General features: G+C 61.8%; 16 protein-coding genes and 2 pseudogenes. 8 read left to right on the top strand and 10 right to left on the bottom strand.

The features are described 5' to 3' along the window. Nucleotides 1-209: 209 nt before the first annotated feature. Nucleotides 210-428, top strand: coding sequence for a hypothetical protein (locus ACVIHF_RS22370; RefSeq protein ID WP_253607749.1), 219 nt, complete (start codon nucleotides 210-212; stop codon nucleotides 426-428). Nucleotides 429-592: 164 nt separating this feature from the next. On the opposite strand, the pseudogene ACVIHF_RS22375 reads toward ACVIHF_RS22370, so the two are convergent. After that, a pseudogene (locus tag ACVIHF_RS22375) lies at nucleotides 593-2,105 on the bottom strand (ISNCY family transposase). An 809-nt stretch (nucleotides 2,106-2,914) separates the two neighbouring features. Between ACVIHF_RS22375 and ACVIHF_RS22380 the strand changes: the two are divergent. Next, nucleotides 2,915-3,118, top strand: a complete 204-nt coding sequence (locus ACVIHF_RS22380) for a cold-shock protein (protein ID WP_456792554.1) — start codon at nucleotides 2,915-2,917, stop codon at nucleotides 3,116-3,118. 516 nt (nucleotides 3,119-3,634) lie between these two features. Here ACVIHF_RS22380 and ACVIHF_RS22385 read toward each other — a convergent pair. The 3 genes from ACVIHF_RS22385 to ACVIHF_RS22395 form a co-directional block, all read right to left on the bottom strand. Further along, a complete protein-coding gene (locus ACVIHF_RS22385) occupies nucleotides 3,635-4,945 on the bottom strand; it encodes an HlyD family type I secretion periplasmic adaptor subunit (RefSeq protein ID WP_456792555.1) in 1,311 nt (436 codons plus the stop codon). Continuing rightward, nucleotides 4,942-6,699 carry a type I secretion system permease/ATPase gene (locus tag ACVIHF_RS22390; protein WP_456794113.1) on the bottom strand — a complete coding sequence of 586 codons (1,758 nt, stop codon included), beginning with the start codon at nucleotides 6,697-6,699 and terminating at the stop codon, nucleotides 4,942-4,944. Before ACVIHF_RS22390 ends, ACVIHF_RS22385 begins: the two co-directional genes overlap by 4 nt. 257 nt (nucleotides 6,700-6,956) lie before the next feature. After that, nucleotides 6,957-9,956 carry a DUF5801 repeats-in-toxin domain-containing protein gene (locus tag ACVIHF_RS22395; protein ID WP_456792556.1) on the bottom strand — a complete coding sequence of 1,000 codons (3,000 nt, stop codon included), beginning with the start codon at nucleotides 9,954-9,956 and terminating at the stop codon, nucleotides 6,957-6,959. A gap of 685 nt (nucleotides 9,957-10,641) precedes the next feature. Between ACVIHF_RS22395 and ACVIHF_RS22400 the strand changes: the two are divergent. From ACVIHF_RS22400 to ACVIHF_RS22415, 4 genes and pseudogenes are all read left to right on the top strand, one after another. Further along, a pseudogene (locus ACVIHF_RS22400) lies at nucleotides 10,642-10,899 on the top strand (IS110 family transposase); the annotation flags it as partial. 43 nt (nucleotides 10,900-10,942) lie between these two features. Further along, on the top strand, nucleotides 10,943-11,074 hold the full coding sequence (locus tag ACVIHF_RS22405) for a hypothetical protein (protein ID WP_456780119.1): 132 nt from the start codon (nucleotides 10,943-10,945) through the stop codon (nucleotides 11,072-11,074). Between the two features lie 163 nt (nucleotides 11,075-11,237). Further along, the gene (locus ACVIHF_RS22410; protein ID WP_141341754.1) at nucleotides 11,238-11,525 is read left to right on the top strand and encodes a hypothetical protein; all 288 of its coding nucleotides are present in this window, start codon (nucleotides 11,238-11,240) and stop codon (nucleotides 11,523-11,525) included. A gap of 266 nt (nucleotides 11,526-11,791) precedes the next feature. After that, a complete protein-coding gene (locus tag ACVIHF_RS22415) occupies nucleotides 11,792-12,028 on the top strand; it encodes a hypothetical protein (RefSeq protein ID WP_253607747.1) in 237 nt (78 codons plus the stop codon). 405 nt (nucleotides 12,029-12,433) lie between these two features. On the opposite strand, the gene ACVIHF_RS22420 is transcribed toward ACVIHF_RS22415, so the two are convergent. Further along, entirely contained in the window at nucleotides 12,434-12,637 is a 204-nt protein-coding gene (locus tag ACVIHF_RS22420) for a hypothetical protein (protein ID WP_456780118.1), read from the bottom strand. Between the two features lie 831 nt (nucleotides 12,638-13,468). Between ACVIHF_RS22420 and ACVIHF_RS22425 the strand changes: the two genes are divergently transcribed. Next, nucleotides 13,469-14,563, top strand: a complete 1,095-nt coding sequence (locus ACVIHF_RS22425) for an amidohydrolase family protein (RefSeq protein ID WP_253607745.1) — start codon at nucleotides 13,469-13,471, stop codon at nucleotides 14,561-14,563. Between the two features lie 64 nt (nucleotides 14,564-14,627). Here the strand turns inward: ACVIHF_RS22425 and ACVIHF_RS22430 are convergent, their stop codons facing one another. Both ACVIHF_RS22430 and ACVIHF_RS22435 read right to left on the bottom strand, forming a co-directional pair. Next, nucleotides 14,628-14,909: a hypothetical protein gene (locus ACVIHF_RS22430; protein WP_253607744.1), complete on the bottom strand. Its 282-nt coding sequence runs from the start codon at nucleotides 14,907-14,909 to the stop codon at nucleotides 14,628-14,630. Nucleotides 14,910-15,028: 119 nt separating this feature from the next. Then, on the bottom strand, nucleotides 15,029-15,700 hold the full coding sequence (locus tag ACVIHF_RS22435) for a Crp/Fnr family transcriptional regulator (RefSeq protein ID WP_233442927.1): 672 nt from the start codon (nucleotides 15,698-15,700) through the stop codon (nucleotides 15,029-15,031). On the opposite strand from ACVIHF_RS22435, the gene ACVIHF_RS22440 reads away from it, so the two are divergent. Next, the gene (locus tag ACVIHF_RS22440) at nucleotides 15,690-15,842 is read left to right on the top strand and encodes a hypothetical protein (protein WP_225645868.1); all 153 of its coding nucleotides are present in this window, start codon (nucleotides 15,690-15,692) and stop codon (nucleotides 15,840-15,842) included. The two genes, ACVIHF_RS22435 and ACVIHF_RS22440, sit on opposite strands and share 11 nt — an antisense overlap. Before the next feature lie 219 nt (nucleotides 15,843-16,061). Here the strand turns inward: ACVIHF_RS22440 and ACVIHF_RS22445 are convergent, their stop codons facing one another. The 3 genes from ACVIHF_RS22445 to ACVIHF_RS22455 are packed head-to-tail and all read right to left on the bottom strand — an operon-like array spanning nucleotide 16,062 to nucleotide 18,748. Next, the gene (locus tag ACVIHF_RS22445; protein ID WP_253607743.1) at nucleotides 16,062-16,898 is read right to left on the bottom strand and encodes a phosphodiesterase; all 837 of its coding nucleotides are present in this window, start codon (nucleotides 16,896-16,898) and stop codon (nucleotides 16,062-16,064) included. Nucleotides 16,899-16,901: 3 nt separating this feature from the next. Next, the gene (locus ACVIHF_RS22450; RefSeq protein ID WP_253607742.1) at nucleotides 16,902-17,966 is read right to left on the bottom strand and encodes an ABC transporter ATP-binding protein; all 1,065 of its coding nucleotides are present in this window, start codon (nucleotides 17,964-17,966) and stop codon (nucleotides 16,902-16,904) included. After that, nucleotides 17,963-18,748 (bottom strand): ABC transporter permease, encoded by a 786-nt coding sequence (locus tag ACVIHF_RS22455; RefSeq protein WP_253607741.1) that lies wholly within the window; start codon nucleotides 18,746-18,748, stop codon nucleotides 17,963-17,965. The genes ACVIHF_RS22450 and ACVIHF_RS22455 overlap by 4 nt, the downstream gene beginning before the upstream one ends. Nucleotides 18,749-18,751: the final 3 nt, after the last annotated feature.

Raw genomic sequence — 18,751 nt, forward strand, 5'->3', positions numbered from 1 at the left:
TGTTCTGCGTCGGGTGCCAGCACAACGGCCGGCTGAAGCTCGCCGATCTGCCTGGATTGGGACTGGGCTGAAAACTCGGCGCACATCAAGTGCAGCGCTTGCGGTCGTTCCCGCTATCGCAAGGCTCATTAGGAACTTGAAGCGTTGTTGAGCCGTTTGGAGATTGCAAGACAAACGAGCATGACGCACGGTTCAGCCATCGCAACGAGATGTACAAAGAGCCGATCATTGACGAGTTAAGGCAGATTGAATTCGCGACAGTCGAAGGAGAACGGCGGCTGGCGGAGAAAGAAGCGCAGCTCATCGAATGTAGGCGGCTGAATGAGGACACGAGCAAGATTGAAGCCGAGCTTGCGGTAATGCGCGAAGTACAGCTTGATCGCGAGAGGCTTCGCCAGCGCCTGCTTTCTCTTCTGCACCCCTTATAGCGCGACAATCAGGATGAGAGCGCGTATTGCCTCACATATCGATGCTCCCGAGTGCGATCGGTTGCCTCATTTATTTTGCTCCCGGCTTGGGTTGAGGAGGAGGCCGGGTGCGGAGATGGCCGGGGTTTCGGAGCGCCCGGCCTCCTCCGCTGGCACCTGGCACATCATTGGGGTGTTGTGACCTCATACTCCGGAAGCGTTTCCTCCGTAGGAACGAACAGTAACGCGTTCGCTTGCTCGCTGCGCCAGGATTTAAGTCGACGTTGAAGCGTTCGAAGAAGCTTGTTCGGATAGGCTCCAGGATATTCCACCTGCAACCGGGAGAGCAGTTCGCTGCCAGTCCGCCAAGGTTCGACTTCAAACCATTTTCGCAAATCTGGCGTTGCCCTGATGAGCGGGTCGGGACGGCGCCGACCTCTCTTCGCTTTCGCGATTGGCCGATCCGTCGGTCGCATAGCTCCGTCCTTCCAGGCGGTTCGTAGACTTGCCAGAAAGAGATCAATCGATTGCGATGCCCCACAGGATTGACGATAGGCTGGGTATCCGCAAGCGCCGCGAGGCCTTCCTGCGCGCCGCGGATATCGCGCAACAACGCGACCGGATCAAGAGCGGCATAGATTTCTTGGAGTTGGGCGCGAACCGCGTCGGGCGTGCGGGCGTCGGCGGCCAAGCGCTGGTGTGGTGTTGTCGGCGCGCTGTATGTCTTGCGCACACGCGCACCGTCGCGCTGCTTGGCTATCAATTGAACGAGGGTTGGAAGAAGTTCACGAACAGCCGCGCCGATCGATAGAGTTCAGCCAGCAGGTTGGCCGCTTCCAGGCCCTCGAACCGACGATAGCCGACCATCCTGCGCACGGCGGCGCCGTTCTTCTGCTCGACGAACGCCTGGTCATTCTTTCGGTAGGGCCGGCAACGCGTGAAGACGATGTTGGCCGCCTCGCAGTAGGCTTTCAACGTCTCGTTCATGAACACGGTATCATTGTCAGTGTCGAGGCCGAGCAGCGCAAAAGGCAATTGTTTGCGCAATTCCGTCAGCACCGCACTCAACAGCGTCTGTTCGCGCACGATCAGAGGAGCGCACTCCGTCCAGCCAGTAGCAATGTCGGTGAGCACGAGGGTCTGTATGAAGCTGCCGCGCGCAGATGGACCGCTATGCGCGACAAGGTCGGCCTCGACGAATCCCGGCGCCGGATCATTCCAATCTGCCGACGTCCTTATTGGAACACTGCGACGCAATGAATGCGCCGCGTGCCGCCGGCGCTTGCGACCTAATTCTTCTCGGACCCGCACCAATGCGCGGTCGATCGTCGCAGCGCTCATCGCCAAAAGTCTGTCGCGGATCTCGGGGGCAAGGTCGAGGTGGCCGTGCCGTTCCATCGCCTCAATCAGCGCAGGCATTAACGCCTTCAGCCGCTTCCCGCAGATCCGGTCTGACGCCTCCCAAAGGAGCACGAGCGCGTTGTGTTCTGCCTCATTATAGACTCGACATCGCGCCCGTCGGCCTTGGCGTGCGTCTTCCTGACCTCGAAGTAGTCGCATCGCATGCTTGCGATGGAATCCGGTGATGTCGACGAACTCGTCCAATATCCGCGCCTTCTTCGCGCGATCCGAACGCCGATAGCGCGCGCCTGCTGCCGCCGTCAGTTCCTTCCGCGTTGCCATGCTTAGCCACCCCATCTTCGCCCCCGCTCGTTCCCGATCCAAGGGAGCAATTTACGTGAGGCAACGGCTCAGCATCCGGTAACAATTAGGGCGAGGCAATGCGGAGTCTCACCCTGATCGCCGCTGCGCGCGCGGGGCTGCCGCGTGTTTGACCGCTTCGCAGACTGGAGCGCGCCGCGCTCAAACCGTCTGATATGCCTTCGTGGCCTGGGCCCGAGCGCTAGATGCTCTGGGAATTCCGATGGAGCTATTTCTTTGACGCAGGACCATATTTCGCAATCCGAACAACTGGCGAGCGTCGCAGCTCTGACGCCGAAGGCGGTTGACTTGCTAAATCTTCAAAAGAGGATTTCCGCTATCCGGTTCGGCCAACGCTCAAGCTGCTCCAGCGACTGGGCGCGCCTCGTCAAACGCCCAGGATAAGCGGCGCGGCAATGGATTGGAAGGTAACTACATAACCCGGATGCAGGCGAGCAACTTGGCGCAATGCCTGCAGCGCAGGCCGTGACATCGCGTGGAAGGAACTGCAAGAGCCCACGCCAGATCAACCAAGGCCACATCAGCAGATCGTGCGGGCTGGCACGCATCGCCTGCTACAACCTTTCGAGTGCTCTCTCTCGATATCCGCCGCCGCCCCAGCAACCTCTATTACTTTCCGCGCGTGGAACAAAAACATCGGCAGGAGAAACGGGCCTCAGCGAGGATACCGAGCTTGCCGCTTTCCCCGGATTCCTACGGACGCGTTAACCACTTGCTGTCGCAGCCTAAGCAACTCGTTAACAGGGAGGTGCGATTATGCGGTCTTTGAGCGGAGAAATAGTGAAATGTCCACGGGCATGGTCAAGCTGTTTAAGGAAGACAAAGGCTTCGGATTCATAAAGCCGGATACCGGTGGGGAAGATATCTTCTTCCATGTCACGTCCCTTCTGCCTGGAGTAACACCTAGGCCAGGTGATCGTGTTACTTTCGAACTCGGGGTTGATCGAAGAACCGGACGTAGCCGGGCCGACAAGGTTATGATGGGCTAAGACCCTCGCTCCAACGCGAACAACCGATCTGCGCAAAAATCGGAATCCTTTACCAAAAGTTGCCGTGCCCATTTCACGACTCGGGGATGCGCACCCTTCTCCCATGAGTGCGCATGGGCAGCCCCGCCCGCACAAGACATTGATTTCATTCGGATAACAGGCCCCTAAAAACGCAAAATTTGGCAGTTCGGACCACATCAAGCTGACGATCGGCTATCCTCCGAACGCGCAATGAGGCCGCGCCTGCGAAGTCGCGCGGTGAGCCCGTCAAGAGGGACGGGTTTGAAGTTCGGTCGCTCAGCGCCGCTTGAATCGTGACTGATCACGAGTTCATAACCCGGCAGGGTCTGCCGGCTGACGACATGGCGCAGGTCGTACGCAAACTGTTTGAGCGGCGAGAGCAGCCATTCTTCGTCGGCGACTGCTATTCCTAGCGGCTGGACGGACCGGTCGTCGCCGAGACATTTCCGCGGTTCGCGCAGAAGCCGGTCGAGGTGAAGCAGAGTTCGTGAGCCGCTAGCGCTCGCGCCAGGCGCGCATCAGCTGATCGGAGAACGGCTTGAAGAGGTAAGACATCACTGTGCGCTGCCCGGTCTGAATAAAGGCTTCGACTGGCATGCCCGCGATCAGCTTCACGTCGCCGAGGCGGGCCATCTCCGCCTCCGTCACCGCAATGCGGGTGACATAGAAGCTGGTTCCAGTCTTTTGGTCGTTCGTGACATCAGCGGACACGTGGTTCACTTCACCGTTTAGCTGCGGCGTGGTCCGCTGGTTGAAGGCGGTGAAGCGCAGCAGCACCGGCTGGCCGACCGATACGCGATCGATCTCATGCGGGGCGATGCGCACTTCGACGACCAGCAGGTCGTGGGCGGGGACGATCAGCATGATCGGCTCGCCGGCGGTGACGACGCCGCCTATCGTGTGCAGCGCGAGCTGCTGCACGGTGCCGTCCTGCGGCGCCCGGATATCGATGCGCTTGAGCTGATCCTCGGCGGCCACCCGCTTCTCGACCAGTTCCGAGGTCTTCGCGCGAATCTCGGCAAGCTCCTTTCCCACCTCGGTGCGGAGATCCTGATCGACCTGAATGATTTGCAGCGCGGTCTCGGTGATCCGGCCCCTCGCTTCGGCGATGGAGGCGACCAGAGCGCCGCGTTCGCCGTGCAGGCGCACCGCATCGCGCTCAAGTGTGGTCACGCGCGTGATCTGGACCAGGTTCTTGCGCCACAGATCGCGCACGCCGACGAGCTCCTGGTCGACAAACCTCGTCTCGCCGTCTTTCGCGGCGATCTGCTCTTCCAAGCCGCCGATCTGCTCTCGCAATTGGCCGATGCGCTCGTTGAGCTGGGCCTTCTTGCCTGCTCGGGCGGTGCCGCGCAGCTCGAACAGCTTGTGCTCGCCGACGAGCACGCGCGCCACGTCCGTGTCGGAGATACGCGCGATAAGGTCCGCCGGAAAGTCGACGCGCTTTTGGTCGTCGCGCTCCGCCTCGAGCCGGGCCTGGCGCGCCGCCAGCTCGTCGAGGCTCTTGAGAATGACCAGAAGGTTGGCCCGCGTCACCGTCTCGTCGAGGCGCAGCAGCACGTCTCCGGCCTTCACCCTGGAGCCCTCTCGAACATTGAGTTCGCCCACCACGCCGCCGGTCGGGTGCTGCACCTTCTTGCTGTAGCTCTCGACCACCAGCGTGCCTGCGCCGATGACGGCGCCCGCGAGTTCCGTCGTGGCAGCCCAGCCGCCGACGGCGCCGGCGAGAAGGATGACGCCCGCGAGCCCCGCGCCGAGGTGCCGGCGGATCGAGAGCGGCACGACATTGACCGGGTCGCGGTTCATGGGCTCGCTCCCTCACTCACAACCTTGAGCGGTACCGGAGCCGGCCGCGGCTGCATCATCTTGGCCAGCAGCGCATCCTTCGGCCCGAGCGCCTGCACACGCCCCTGCGACATCACCATCAACTGATCGACGCCGGCGAGCGCGCTGGTTCGGTGCGCGACGACGATGACAATGCCGCCCCGCGCGCGCACGCTCATGATAGCCTGCGTCAAGGCGTGGTCGCCGTCCATATCGAGGTTGGAGTTGGGCTCATCGAGAACCACCAGGAACGGATCGCGGTATAGCGCACGGGCGAGCGCGATGCGCTGGCGCTGCCCGGCCGAGAGCGCCGCTCCAGCCTCGCCGATCTGCGTGTCGTAGCCATCAGGCAGTTGCAGGATTGTTTCATGCACACCGGCCGCTGTCGCGGCGGCGATGGTCGCCGGCACGTCGGGTTCGGGATCAAATCGGGCGATGTTCTGGGCCACCGTGCCGGCGAACAGCTCGACATCCTGTGGCAGATAGCCGATGTGCCTGCCGAGTGCTTCCGAATTCCATTGTTCGAGGGCGGCACCGTCGAGGCGCACCTTGCCACCCAGCGACGGCCAGACGCCGACCAGGGCGCGCACCAGCGATGACTTGCCCGCCGCACTCGGGCCGACGATGCCGAGCCCTTGTCCGGGCTGTAGTGTGAAGGAAACCTCGAGCACCACCGCGCGCTGATCGCCCGGCGGGGCCACGGAGACGGTCTCGACGGCGAGGCTTTTGCACGGCGGCGGCAGCGGAGTCTTCTCCGACTCGTCCGGGAGCTGCGCCCAGTATTGCTGCAGACGTTTCCAGCTCTGCCGGGCGGCGACCAGGCTTTTCCAGTGCGCGATGGCGAGCTCGACCGGAGCGAGCGCGCGCGACGTGAGGATGGCGCCGGCAATGATGATCCCGCCACTCGCCTCCTGTCGGATGACCAGATAGCCACCGACGCCGAGCACCGCCGATTGCAAGGCCATGCGCAGCACCTTGGAGGCGGAGCCGAAGCCGCCGGCGATGTCGGCGGCGCGCCTCTGGCTGGCCATGTAACCGTCGTTGGCCGCCGCCCAACGCGCGGCGAGGCGCCCACGCATGCCCATGGCGTGCAACACCTCGGCATTGCGGCGGCTGGCCTCGGCCAGGGCATTGCGCTGTGCTACCCGCCCGGTGATGTCCCTGGCGTGCGCACGCGTCAGCCGATCGGTGACTAGCGTCAGCAAAACGAGCAGCAGCGCGCCGATCAACGCGGTGAGCCCCAGCAGCGGGTGGAACAGGTAACAGATTGTGAGATAGAACGGGATCCACGGCAGGTCGAACAACGCGGTCGGCCCGAGCCCCGAGAGATAGCTGCGGACCTGATCGAGGTCGCGCATCGGCTGCAGCCCGTCGCCGCTGATGCGCGCCCGCAGCGGCCAGCGGGCAACAATGTCATAAGCCCGCTCCGAGAATGCGCGATCGAGCCAGTCGCCGATGCGGATCAGGATGCGCCCGCGCAAGATGTCAAGGAATGCATGGAAGAGGTAGAGGCCGCAGGCCAGGACGACGAGGCCGACGAGCGTCGGCACGCTGTGGCTCGGCACCACGCGGTCATAGACTTCCAGCATGAAGAACGAACTGGTGAGATATAGCACGTTCAGCATGGCCGTGATCAAGCCGATGCCGATCAGCACGCCGCGGCAGGCCCGGAGCAGCGACGGAAGATCGTGTGCGGTCGGTGACCCGTCGTGATCGCCGGCGGGAGCAGGCCGCATGCGCCCCCGCCGCCTTCGCGCCAGCCGGAGAAGGATGATTGCCGCCACGATAGGCAGCGCCGCGCGGAGCATGAAATCGCGCGGCCCGTCGAGAGCCGGGCCGAACCAGGCTTGCGCGTTGGCGGCGACTTGAGACCAGCACTCCGAGAGAATGTCCAACACGCGTATCGATTCCTAGGGGCTCTCGACCTCAAGAGACTTTGGCTCGGCGGCGCGGAGGCGCATCCATGTCGGATGCGTCTCCGCGCGCGACGGAACTAGGCCAACGGCCAGTGGCTCACGGTCGTCGAGTCCGGGTTGTCCACCAGCACGTTGAAGGTGGCCTTGGCCGTATCGCCATCGGCGTCGGTGTTGACGATCCGGAACTGGATGTCCTGATCGTTCACCGGGGCGGCCACCTGGGTGGTGAAGTTGATGATGCGGACACCCGCATTGGTGTCGACCGGGGTGAAGAAGAACCGGATGTATCCGGTCGAGAATGTTTCTCCGGCGGCATCGTGATTGCTGCCGGGCACGATAGTATTGCCCAAGTCCGCAACGGTGACGTGGACGTTGCCTTGCTTGAGACCGCTGATGGTTGGGTTCTCGTAGTCGATCAAATCGCCGGCGGAGTTGAACAGCCAATACTCCGCCTTGATGCTGGTGACGTTGCCGATTCCGGCCACATCGAAGGCCAGGTTCTTGAGGTTGAGGCCGCTGCCTTCATTGAAGAAGAAGCCCTCGTTCATGTTGATCTGCGACGCCTGCCCGTTCTTCACCCCGAAGCCGATATTGTCGGGGTTGAGGTCGTCGGCCGGGTTCGAGGTGCCGAGATCCGCGGTCAGCAACTGGGCCTGGGTTTGCAGTCCGAGGGCACCTGTATCGGCGGCGGGGAACAGCAGTCCGTTGAAGACGATGTTGTGGCCGCCGCTGGTGCTGACATTGAGCGTCTCGACCGGGCTCCCCGACTTGATGGCGCTGAAGTTGAGCGTCTCCGGCGGGTTGGCGAGCGTCTGCAGCACCGTGAAGGTGTAACCTGTGTCGGATACGCTCAGCTGGTAGACACCGTTGCCGCCGGAATCCTTGTAGGTCAGGACTGTATGATCGGTGTTGTATGACTGCGTGAGCCCGGTGATGGCAGCGGCGGCATCGATCGTGACCTTGGCCCCGTCGGCGCCGTCGGGTGACGTGAACGAGTCCGATCCCGAGGAGCCGGCAGTGAAGCCGACGGCCGGATGCTGGGCGTCCTGCCCGGAGAGGCTCTGCACCCCGCTGAGGCTTGGACCATCGTCGAGCAGCTGGAACTTGTTTCCGATGTTGGCCGCCGCGGCGGCGCTCGTGTCACCGTCCTTGTCGGTGGCAGTGGCCGAGAGCGTGATCAGGTCCGCGGCCATGCTAGCGCTGGCTTCGGAACTGTCGCCGACCGCCCCATCAGTGCTGGTGGTGTCGGCGGTCGCTTCCTTGACGGCCCGAAACTCCGAGAACGTGACGGTTCCTGCCGAATCGACGTGAACACCGAAAACGAGATCACCGCCTGAGCTCGTCTTGCCGATAACATCTCCGATGACGATGTTGTGGCTGGGGTCGTTGGCACTCGCAATACTGAGCAGAACAGCCTGTCCCGACACGGAATCGACCAGCCCGGAATCGACGTTGGCGGACTTGACGCCGAGCGTGTAGCCGCCGACGGCTCCAGCCCCGTCGGCGCCGTAATTGGGTGTGAACAGGCCGCTGAAGCTGCCGGACGTGGTGGTGTTCGCTGCATTGGGGGTGGAGCCGGCCGCAAGATAGCTCTCGTCGACCTGCAGTGCGGTGGCAGTGCCGTTCGCCAGGATGCTTGGCCCGTCGTCCTCGAACAACAGGTTGCCGCCGACGCCGGTATGCGCAGTGTCGTTCGTCGAGTTCGAGACGCTGAACGTGAAATTGCCGGCGTCGAAGCTGACATTGGATCCGCTGCCGCTGACCGGTTGGGCGTTGGCGACCACGAAGCGGTCCATGTGGCTGGATTGCGCGACCTGGAAGTCGACGGTGTAGTTCTTTTTCAGGCCATCGATGAAGTATGATCCGTCGCCCGCAGCCGTAACGGTGATGCCTGATGTGACTAGCTGGGTCTTCGCGAGGTCGGAATACACCTTGATCGTGTTGCCGAGGATCGGGACCAGCGTCTGGTCGTTGCCGGCCAAGCCGCTGCTGCCGATGCTGGTGGTCGAGACAAGATTGCCGGCCTGAAGATCACTCGTTTCGTTGAAGGCATATATGTGCACCTTAACAGTGGTGTTCGCGTTCCCGGGGTTCACCTGGGTCAACGAAAAGCTCGCCTCCGTCACCGAGGCCACATGCGTGCTGTAGCTGAGCTTCGTCAGATCATGCACGTCTGGATTTGTCAGGGGGAAGTCGGGGTAGTTCACGTGATTGACGACATCGACGCGCACCGCCTCTCCGGGATTGAGCGCTTGCGAATTGTTGCCGAGGCCCTGTGTGCTGACGGTCACTTTCGAGCCCGGCGCCAAGCCGGTGATGAGCATGTCGGGATCGCTGGTGTCCGTCCCGGCGGTCGCGGTCTGCTCGATGGCCGACCAGTCGTCAGATCCGGACGGCACGTGGCTGAAATCGCCGAAGCCGACCGTCGTCGTCGTCGTGAAGAAGGCCTTCACATCGACGAGGCCGGAAAGGTTAAGCGTATCGGCGTCGTCGATCCCGCTGGTGTTGGTGTGCTTCAGCGCCTCGTACTGGATGGTCCAGACGTTGCCGCCTGTCACGTTGCCGGAGGTGATGGTCTCGTCCAGCACGATAGCGAAGGCGACGGTGCCTGTGGAACTGGCTTGCCAGGTTTGGCCACCGTCCGACGTTGTGCCCTCGCGCCCGAGCAGGATGTGGCTGTTGGAATCGGTGTAGAGGAAGATCTGCGCGCCGTCGCCGGTGGCGAAAATCTGGGTCGGCGTGCCGTTGGTGATCGTCCCCCCCGTGGAGTTCGAGAATTGCAGGTCGGTGACGGTGGTCGTGCCGAGCTGGATGAAATCGGTGCCGGCACTGCCGATCGTCCGCGCCGCAACTTGCGGAAACACCACGCTCGTATCACCCGACTCTTCGCCGGTGGAGCCAGCCACAATGCCCAGACTGGTCTTGAGAGCCGCGCTCATGTTCGTAAGCAGGAAAGACCAGGCAACTTCGTTGTCGGGCCCCGCCTGAACACCCGTGTCATTGTCAGTGCCGCTGGTCTGCAAGCTCGCGGCTTCGTCGATGATGAGATTGCCGTTGATGGTCAATACTGATGCCATGATTTCCTCCCTGGGAAAGGCGGCGCTCGTTCGTACCTTCTTCGGAACAGGCGGTCGCCGCCCGGGCTCGCAATCGCCCAACGGTTTCGCTGCAAAACAATGCGCAATCCAAGCGTCAGCTCTTCGGCGATCTGTGGCGCTCGCCGGGAGGGGACGTCAGTTTCTGGAAGTCCGTTAAGACGGGGCGCAGCGGAAGCTTTGTCGCTATTTCGCGTACGCCCCTCCGACGCTGCCTGAATAATCAGTCGCGGAGAGAAGTACCTGCAATCGAATGATCGGATGCTTTTGCATGCTATTCTCCCTCGATCTGCTGCAAACTGCTGCGAACGCAAGTGGAGAAGCAAACACCGTCCAACAAATTTCGAGGCCATGCCTCCCAATGGAACTTTGCCAGTAAAGGAGTGAGAAAATTCAAGGTAAAGGGTGAAAAAGCAGTACCACCTATGGGGTAACGCGCATCCCGCACACCTATTTTGATAGGACAATGACAATATCGCCCTTTACGTGTGGACACGGCGGGGATGCTGCCAACAGCGTGCGATAAGCCGGCACGATGATCATGCAAGAAGTGCTCTGGAAGCTGGGCCGGAAGATCAGCTCCTAACGCTGGACGGCTCCTCCACAGGCACGAGAGTGCCAAGGAGTGGGCGCCGTTTGAGGTTCCCACGATTCGGACTAGCAGCCTATGCAGTCAATTTCGACGATCGGTCTGGATATCGCGAAGTCGGTCTTCCAAGTGCACGGCGTTGATGGAGCCGGTCAGGTGGTCATACGCCGACAGTTGAAGCGCCGGCACGTCCTGGCATTTTTCCAGAAGCTGCCGCCATGCCTGGTGGGGATCGAGGCTTGCGCGTCATTGCATCATTGGTCACGCGAGCTGCGGACGATGGGGCATACGGTGCGGTTGATGGCTCAGGCCTATGTGAAGCCCTACGTCAAGCGGCAGAGCCTTTCGCTCGATCCAGGACCGGGTAGTACGACGGCATGTGATCGAAGCTGTCGAGGCGATGGCGGATCGCCGCGAGGCTCCCGACGACAATGCCGACACGGTGAACATCGCGGACAACCAAGATCGAGCCACCATCCGGCCAGAACGCGGCCATGAAGGCGACCAATGATCGCGATGTCAGCAGCGGCGAGGCAGCGCGATCTCGGCCTGGTTGACCCCTATCCCCAAGGTCGAGATCGCACCTTCGTAATGCCCGGATCAGTTGTCGTACCATTCACTGGAATTCCCCGCGTGTTCTTTACGTCGCTCGAGGCTGAAACGGCGGTGGCGGCATGAGTATGTTTCTTGTTTTCGGACATGCCTTCAGCGCGTCCATTGAGCCGAAGATCGTGCATCTTCTGCACGATCGCGAGGCCTTTAAGAAGGCATTCGTGGCTGGGTTTGAGGAGGCAGCTGCTGCGGGATTCGATGCCGTGGATAAATTGCCGGTCGTGCTCGATGACACGCTGATCAGAACAACCTTCCAAGTGCTGGAAGATAAGTTCAATCGATCAAACGACACATCGGAGCGGCGTAAAATCGTCGCCGAAATACTAAATCTGGCGGAGTTGGCAAAATGACCGCCCCCGACATCGAATTGCGCGCCCTCTTGCTGCCCGAATCGGAACCGCTCATGGCGCGGCCGGAAATTCACATTTCGGCATGTCCTGACGGCCCGGCCCACCCCAGAGCTACCCCAAGGCCGGGCCGCTTTTTTCTAATTTTCAGCAGGGATATTGCAGCGCGTTGGGGCGCACGAACTCGCCCGGTAGGTCTCCACCGATCACATCCCATCTCAGAGCTAATGTTGCCGTGGAGCGCAACCGGCCAGCCAAGCGCGAAGCAAATGACCAAGGAGATCGGCAGTCCGATTGCCGCCGCGAAACCAACGGGGTCAAAAATCTCTCTGGCACCGGGCCAAACCGCATCATTGCGAGTCAGCGACAGGATGCCGTTAGCGAGCATCGGCAGCGCCGTCGCCAGGATCATAAAGAATGTCCATGCCGCCAGCGAACCAGAGGCGTCCGCTTTTTCCGCCGGCACAAGACTCAACTGCGGGCACACCAACGTCGCGAATTCTTAATTCAGGACATTGACGAAGTCTTTCTCGCGCAAAGACTAACGGACTGGGAGTGCCTGTCTACGTGGTTCGTGCCATTCCGCGAACAAGCGAGCCATTGCATGTTCCTAGGCCGACCGACGCTGCGGAAGCGTCGAGTCAGATAGACAATGCTACCCGCATCAATCGCTGCGTTGTTCGCCCACCCTTTGTCGACCTGATGAAGGTAAGCTGCTGCATTCCTTGCGGTTGGGCTGTCGACCTTTGCGACGAGCAGAACGTAACGTCGTCTTCAAGACGGCACCGGTCTATTTGCGATTTGCGTCGGTAACACCACCAGTAGACTTGCAGGCGCCTCCGACTGGATTCCCGCCCTCGGGCCTCAGGGGGTAATCTGATAGCCACCTTAGTCACGTCTGCCGAAGATAGTCAGTTTTTGGTCTGATGCTGACTCTGCAGAATGTGTATTTCGGCTCGCGCCAAGTGGCGACGAAGTGCGGCAATTGCTTGAAGGCTCACCTCGAAGGCGACGGGGCCCATCTCCTTAGTTTCCAGACGAATGGCAGCATGTCCGTCGGAACGCAACATCGTCTCCGAACCAGTCACATTCAGGATCATAAGGTTTCGGTCCATTTTCCCTCCCATCGAACCCGTCTCTCACGAGGACGTTTCCTTGTTGCTTAGACGAGGCAGTGCTAGCGTCGGCTTGGCTTCGGCGTAAGCAGACCCTATTTCGGCCTCGTTTCTTTCATTTTAGCATGAAATCGCCGTTCCGTTCCGCCAACGGAGCACGCGGCTCCGCCGCACACCGCTGGATCGCGTCGGCTCTTGAGGAAATCCCGCTATCGTTACCAGGAGATTCGTCTTGATTGGCCGGGCATTTTCACAGCGTTGGCAGCTAGTAAATGCGGTGAAAGCGCAAGGTTAGTGGATGATGAACAAGCGGATGGCGACGGACGGCGATCTGTCGCGGTTTCAGTCCGACGGGGAATTGACGATTTTGGGGGTGGCGCCAGAAAACCTTTGATGTCCGGCATCCGCGCGAAATCGCGAGAGGGCTAAGTGGCCTTTGATCCAGCGAGATTGCTGGCGGCGCCGATCCGCTCGAAAAGCGCTCGCGAAAGTGGCGATAGTGATCAATGCCTTCACTTGCATACTGAACGGTGCGGTCGTGATATTGGCGTTGTCGTGTTCGCGGCCTGATCAAAGTCGAGCGAGGGTGACGCATTGCCGATCTGACTGAATGCTATCCATTAGACGGCGACTTGCCCGCAAACAGCGCGATGGCATGCGCAGGCGTATTGCAGACGAAGTGCCGAAATGGCGCGACATCATCGCAAAGGCGGGAATCAAGCCGGTCAGAGCAGATCAACATTGCGCGACACGCACAGCGTGTGATCTTGCGAGCACGAGCCAGCATCCCTACGCTCCCCCTATAACAAAACAACCAGGGAGGCGATCGTCATGACTACAAGGCGGGATTTCCTGAAGGCGGGAGCAACGGCGGCGGCAGGCATCGTGTTCTGCGGCTGCGGGCTCGTCCACAACGCAAATGCGCAGCAATCGCGCCAGCAGTTGCCGGTCACGGTCAACGGCAAACGTGTCAAGACGATCGACATTCACGCGCATTGCCATTTCCGCGAGGCGGGCGCGCTGCTCGGCGCGGACGCCGGAAAATATCAACTGCCGCCGGTCAACGGCGCCGCGGAAGCCTTCATCGAGATCGACAAGCGGCTGGCTGCGATGGACGCGCAGGCCATCGACATGGAGGTGCTTTCGATCAATCCGTTCTGGTACGACCGCGACCGCGACCTCGCCGCGCAGATCGTGAAAATCCAGAATGAAAAGCTCGCCGAACTGTGTGCCTCGAAGCCCGACCGGTTCGCAGCTTTCGCCTCGCTGACGCTGCAGGCTCCGGACCTTGCGGTGCAGGAGCTGGAGACGGCGGTGAAAAAGCAGGGGCTGAAGGGCGCGGCGATCGGCGGTGTCGTCGATGGCACCGAATTCTCAAATCCGAGGTTTCATCCGGTATGGGCCAAGGCCGAGGAACTCGGCGTTCCCCTGTTCATCCATCCGCAGGGCGTGCCCGAGCTCAACAAGCGGCTCTCCGGCAATGGGTGGCTTGGCAACACGATCGGCAATCCGCTCGAGACCACGATCGCACTCTCCCATTTGATCTTCGAGGGCACGCTCGACCGCTTCCCGGGGCTGAAAATCATCGCCGCACATGGCGGCGGTTATCTCGGCTCGTACGCCGACCGCTCGGACCATGCCTGTCTGGTTGGACCCAAGGGATGCAATCCGGAGATCAAGCTCCAGAAGGCGCCGGCGGAGTATCTCAAGCAGATTTATTTCGACTCTCTGATCTTCACGCCGGAGGCGATCAGGCACCTCGCCGCCCAGGTTGGCGCCGGCCAGATCGTGCTGGGAAGCGACTATCCCTATCCATGGCAACTGGCAGCGGTCGACCACATCTTCGCCTCGTCGTCGCTAAGCGACGATGACAAGGCCAATATTCTCGGGCGGACCGCAGCAAAGCTGCTTGGAGTAGCCGCGTGAAGGCGGCTTGCTGCTGGACAAGCGGCTGTCGTCGCGCCTTGCCGCGCAACGACAGTATCAACGATCAGTAGGCCTTCACCGTCCGGATCTCGCTGCCCGGCCGAACCGTTGGTGCCACCTGCGCGATATTGGGTATCGGATCAGTGTAGACGGTGTCGGTTCCGACGAACTCCGCTTGCGTCGCGTCCGATATCCATCTGACTGCCGCCGGATGACTGACCAGCATCCCGATCAGCGCAACGACGACAAGCACCGGCAGCGCGACAAGCTTGATGCTGAAGCTCTGGTAATTGTGCTGTGGGTCCTGCCGTCGCTTGTCGAAAGAGCTCTGCATGGATTCGTCCATATTGTGCTCCCCTGACGCGTCACTTACCGCAGCGCGTGCAAGGCCGATGTGAATGGCTTCACAGGCCTGTTCAGCTCACCGTTTCGTGAAATGCGCGACCGACCGGGCGGCCGGCGCGACTACTCGCCGTCGTTCGCCCCGGCGTCGACCAGCTCCTGGAGGGTCTCGCGCTTCAACACGACGATCGCGCCATGCTCGAGCCTGACCCAACCGCGTATCGCCCACGCCCGGAGCTGCTTGTTGATGCTCTCGCGCGTCATCCCGACCATCTCGCTGATCTCCTGCTGAGTGATCGAGATGGTGCGCCCCTGCGGCTTGTGCTTGTCGCTCAGGCGCAGCAGCGCGCTGGCCAGACGGCCGGGCAGGTTCTGCAGGATGACCTGCTCGACCTGATCGCTGGTCCGGCGCAGTCTTTCGCAAAGCAGCTCGATGAACTTCATCGCAAGCGTCGGCTGGCTGCGCACGAACGGAATGAACTCGCGCCGGTCAATGACGAACAGCTCGCAATTGGTGTTGGCGGTGGCATCGGCCGTCCGCGACAAGCCGTCGAGCAGCGCGATCTCGCCGAAGATCTCGCCGGCCTCGATCAGGTTCAAAATCGCGTTGCGACCATCCGGCGACGAGATGCTGATCTTGACCGTGCCCGAGATCACCGCAATCAGGCTGGTGCCCGGATCGCCCTTGGAAAAGATCGTCGTGCCCCGCTTCAGCGTGGTGTGCTTGGCGTAGCGGCAGAGCTGATCGAATGCCTCGGGCTCGAGATCGGCGAAATAGGGATGCTTGCGCAACACCGACAGCTTGTTGTTCGAAAACAACGGCGCGCCGGAAGTTCGTTCTATGGGCGACGCACCGGTCATCGTGATCCAGACTGATTGTGTTGCGTTCAATCGGCCCGCCAGCACAGCGGACGCCGACAAAGCCATCGATCAATGAAAGCAGACGGAAGTATAGCCCCCCCGGGGCCCTACAGCAACAAAGGTCCGGGCCGGCGCAGTTGGGATGGAAGGCATCCAAGGTACAATTTGGAATAAATCTGTGTCGATGCAACGCTCAATTGCAGCTGCGCGCTGCCCTTGATCTGACATGCCCGGCCGATCCGCGACAATCTCGCCTGGCAAGATCCCGTCGGCGCGAGGGGTCAACGCGGCCAGCTCACAGCAGCTTGCCGTCTGGCCCAAAGAACGGATGCGGCCCGTCAAACTGACCGATCGGGACCTGGTGCGTGACCAACTGTCCAAAATCCGGCCCGGGAAACCACGTGTGCAAGTGAAATGCCGGCGGTTCCACCTTGAACGACGGTTCGCGGAGCTGTCCGAGGTCCAGGTCAACCGCATGGTTCGGCGCGGGGCACAATGTCGCGGGAATCCCGGCGAAGGAGGTCAGCATGGCACGATGGACGTGCCCGCAGCCGATCAAACGCACCCGCGGATGGCGCCTGACGATTGCTGCCAGTTCTGCGGCATCGAAAAGGTCCTGGCGGTCCATGTGCCAGATGCCGCCCTTGAACGGCGGGTGATGCAGGAAAAGCAGCGCGGGCCGGTCTGCTGCCGCCAGTGTCGCGTCCAGCCATTGCAGCGTCGACGGCTCGAGCATGCCATGAGGCTTCCCGGCAACGCTTGAATCAAGCAGCAGCAGATCGAGGCCATTCACCTCGATCTCCTGGTCGAGCGGGCCTGTCGCGTGAACATAGGGTGCGGCAGGAAACGCGGCGCGCATCCACGCACGCGAGTCGTGATTGCCGGGAATTCCGGCAAACGGAACGCGCAACGGCGCGAGCAGTCGTTTGAGATGGTCGTATTCCTCGACCGACGGCGTATCGACAAGGTCGCCCGAGATGACGACGAAATCGGGCGCCGGCTCGAATCCATTGATCGCCGCCACGCAGCGTTCAAGCGCCTTCGCGGTATCGACCCGGCCATAGGCCAAGGCTCCCGGCGGCTTGATGTGGAGGTCGGAAATCTGGGCGATGAGGACCGGTTTCGACGGCATCGATCAATCTCGTGGTTCGGAGGGAAGCAGACGGACAGCGTCGGGCGCAATCGAAAGCCCGACACGATCGCCGATCCTGGCTTGAATCGTGTTGGGAGCGTCGACATTGAGCGGCTTGCCCGATGCATCACTCACGACGAGCCGCTGCCGGTCGCCGATGAAGCTGACGGAATCGACGAGTCCCGAGAGCAAACCCTCGCCCGCCTCCGTCACGCGAATGGTTTCGGGGCGGATCATGACGGTCGCGTTCGCGGTCGTAGCTGCACCCTCGATCGGCAGTCGCCCGCCGGGCAGGATCAATGCCCCGTTCTCGACCGGAGCCTCTACAATGTTCGCCGCTCCGATGAACTCCGCCACAAACCGGTCCTTCGGCGCGAAGTAGACCTCGCGGGGCGTACCGATCTGGGCGATTGCGCCTTTCCGCATCACGACAATCCGGTCGCCCAATTCCATGGCTTCGGACTGATCGTGGGTGACATAGATCGTCGTGATCCCAAGCGCTCGCAACAGCCGGTTGAGCTCGCTGCGCAGCCGGTCCCGCAACGCGGCGTCGAGCGCGGTCAAGGGCTCGTCGAGCAGCAAGATGCCGGGCCGGATCGCGACGGCGCGCGCCAGTGCGACGCGCTGACGCTGGCCGCCCGAAAGCTGGTCGATGCGGCGATTCTCCAATCCCGTGATGTTCGTCAGAGCAACCAGCTCGGCGACGCGTGCGGCACGCTCGCCCCTGGCAACACCGCGGATCTTCAGCCCGTAGGCGATATTGTCCGCCACCGTCATGTTGGGGAACAGGGCGTAGGACTGGAACACCATCCCGACATTGCGCCGCTCGATCGGGACCGAGGTCATGTCCTTGCCGTCGAACAGGACCTTGCCGCCGACATCCGGCAGCTCGAGGCCTGCGATGATGCGCAGCATCGTCGTCTTGCCGCAGCCGGACGGCCCAAGCAGCACCAGCGTCTCGCCACGCGCAATGTCGAGGGTCGCGGGATCGAGCGCGCGCGTGCCGTCGGCAAAGGTCTTGCCGCACGCCTCGATCCGCACCGCTGCGCCATGCCCGGCCGTGCTCATCGCTTGTGATCCCTGTCGGCCAGCAGCTGCATTGCGACCAGCAGCGGAATGATCATCACGAAGAAGATCAACGTATAGGCCGACGCCACTTCGAGCCGCATCGAGGCGTAGCTGTCGGCGAGCCCGATCGGCAGTGTCTTCGTCAACGGCGTATGCAGCATCCAGGTCAGGTTGAATTCACCGAGCGACAGCGTGACCACCATTAGCGCGCCGGCGAGAATTCCGGGTAGCGCGTTCGGCACGATGACGTCGCGGAAGCGTCGCCATGGCGATGCCCCGAGCGAGGCCGCCCCCTCATCCAGCGTCTTGATGTCCACGGTCGCGAACACCGCCATCACCGACCGCACCATGAACGGCATGGTGAAGACCACGTGGCCAACCAGGATGAACAGCCAGGAACGGCGAAAGTCGCCGAAGCTGCCATAGGCGAGCAGCAGTGCGAGCGCTATCGCAAGCCCGGGGATCGCCAAGGGCAGCGTAATGATTTCCTCGACGATGCGCGCAAGCCGGCCTCCCCGCGCATGCAGCGCATAGGCTGCGGGAACGCCGGCGAGCAGCGTGACGGCAAGGGTCGCGAATGCGATCACGAAGGAGAGCAGGATGGTGCCGGCATAGAGCTCCCAGACCTGCGCGACCCATTGCAGGGTCACGCCGGACTGGATGCCCCGGAAGTAGTTCACGGTCACGCCGGCGGAGATCGACAACCCCGCGGGGACGACCAGGAAGGCGGCAACGAGCAGCGTGAAGATGAACTGGCCGGTGAAAATCAAGCGATCACGCATGCG

Source organism: Bradyrhizobium sp. USDA 4506, from assembly GCF_054058795.1.

Bases quoted from the DNA above. Each gene is read 5' to 3' on its own strand.
- ACVIHF_RS22455 (WP_253607741.1), bottom strand. From the start codon at position 18,748: ATGCGTGATCGCTTGATTTTCACCGGCCAGTTCATCTTCACGCTGCTC.
- ACVIHF_RS22385 (WP_456792555.1), bottom strand. From the start codon at position 4,945: ATGAACCGCGACCCGGTCAATGTCGTGCCGCTCTCGATCCGCCGGCAC.
- ACVIHF_RS22395 (WP_456792556.1), bottom strand. From the start codon at position 9,956: ATGGCATCAGTATTGACCATCAACGGCAATCTCATCATCGACGAAGCC.
- ACVIHF_RS22410 (WP_141341754.1), top strand. From the start codon at position 11,238: ATGAGTATGTTTCTTGTTTTCGGACATGCCTTCAGCGCGTCCATTGAG.
- ACVIHF_RS22425 (WP_253607745.1), top strand. From the start codon at position 13,469: ATGACTACAAGGCGGGATTTCCTGAAGGCGGGAGCAACGGCGGCGGCA.
- ACVIHF_RS22445 (WP_253607743.1), bottom strand. From the start codon at position 16,898: ATGCCGTCGAAACCGGTCCTCATCGCCCAGATTTCCGACCTCCACATC.
- ACVIHF_RS22390 (WP_456794113.1), bottom strand. From the start codon at position 6,699: ATGCGGCCTGCTCCCGCCGGCGATCACGACGGGTCACCGACCGCACAC.
- ACVIHF_RS22430 (WP_253607744.1), bottom strand. From the start codon at position 14,909: ATGGACGAATCCATGCAGAGCTCTTTCGACAAGCGACGGCAGGACCCA.
- ACVIHF_RS22370 (WP_253607749.1), top strand. From the start codon at position 210: ATGTACAAAGAGCCGATCATTGACGAGTTAAGGCAGATTGAATTCGCG.
- ACVIHF_RS22415 (WP_253607747.1), top strand. From the start codon at position 11,792: ATGACCAAGGAGATCGGCAGTCCGATTGCCGCCGCGAAACCAACGGGG.
- ACVIHF_RS22420 (WP_456780118.1), bottom strand. From the start codon at position 12,637: ATGGACCGAAACCTTATGATCCTGAATGTGACTGGTTCGGAGACGATG.
- ACVIHF_RS22450 (WP_253607742.1), bottom strand. From the start codon at position 17,966: ATGAGCACGGCCGGGCATGGCGCAGCGGTGCGGATCGAGGCGTGCGGC.
- ACVIHF_RS22380 (WP_456792554.1), top strand. From the start codon at position 2,915: ATGTCCACGGGCATGGTCAAGCTGTTTAAGGAAGACAAAGGCTTCGGA.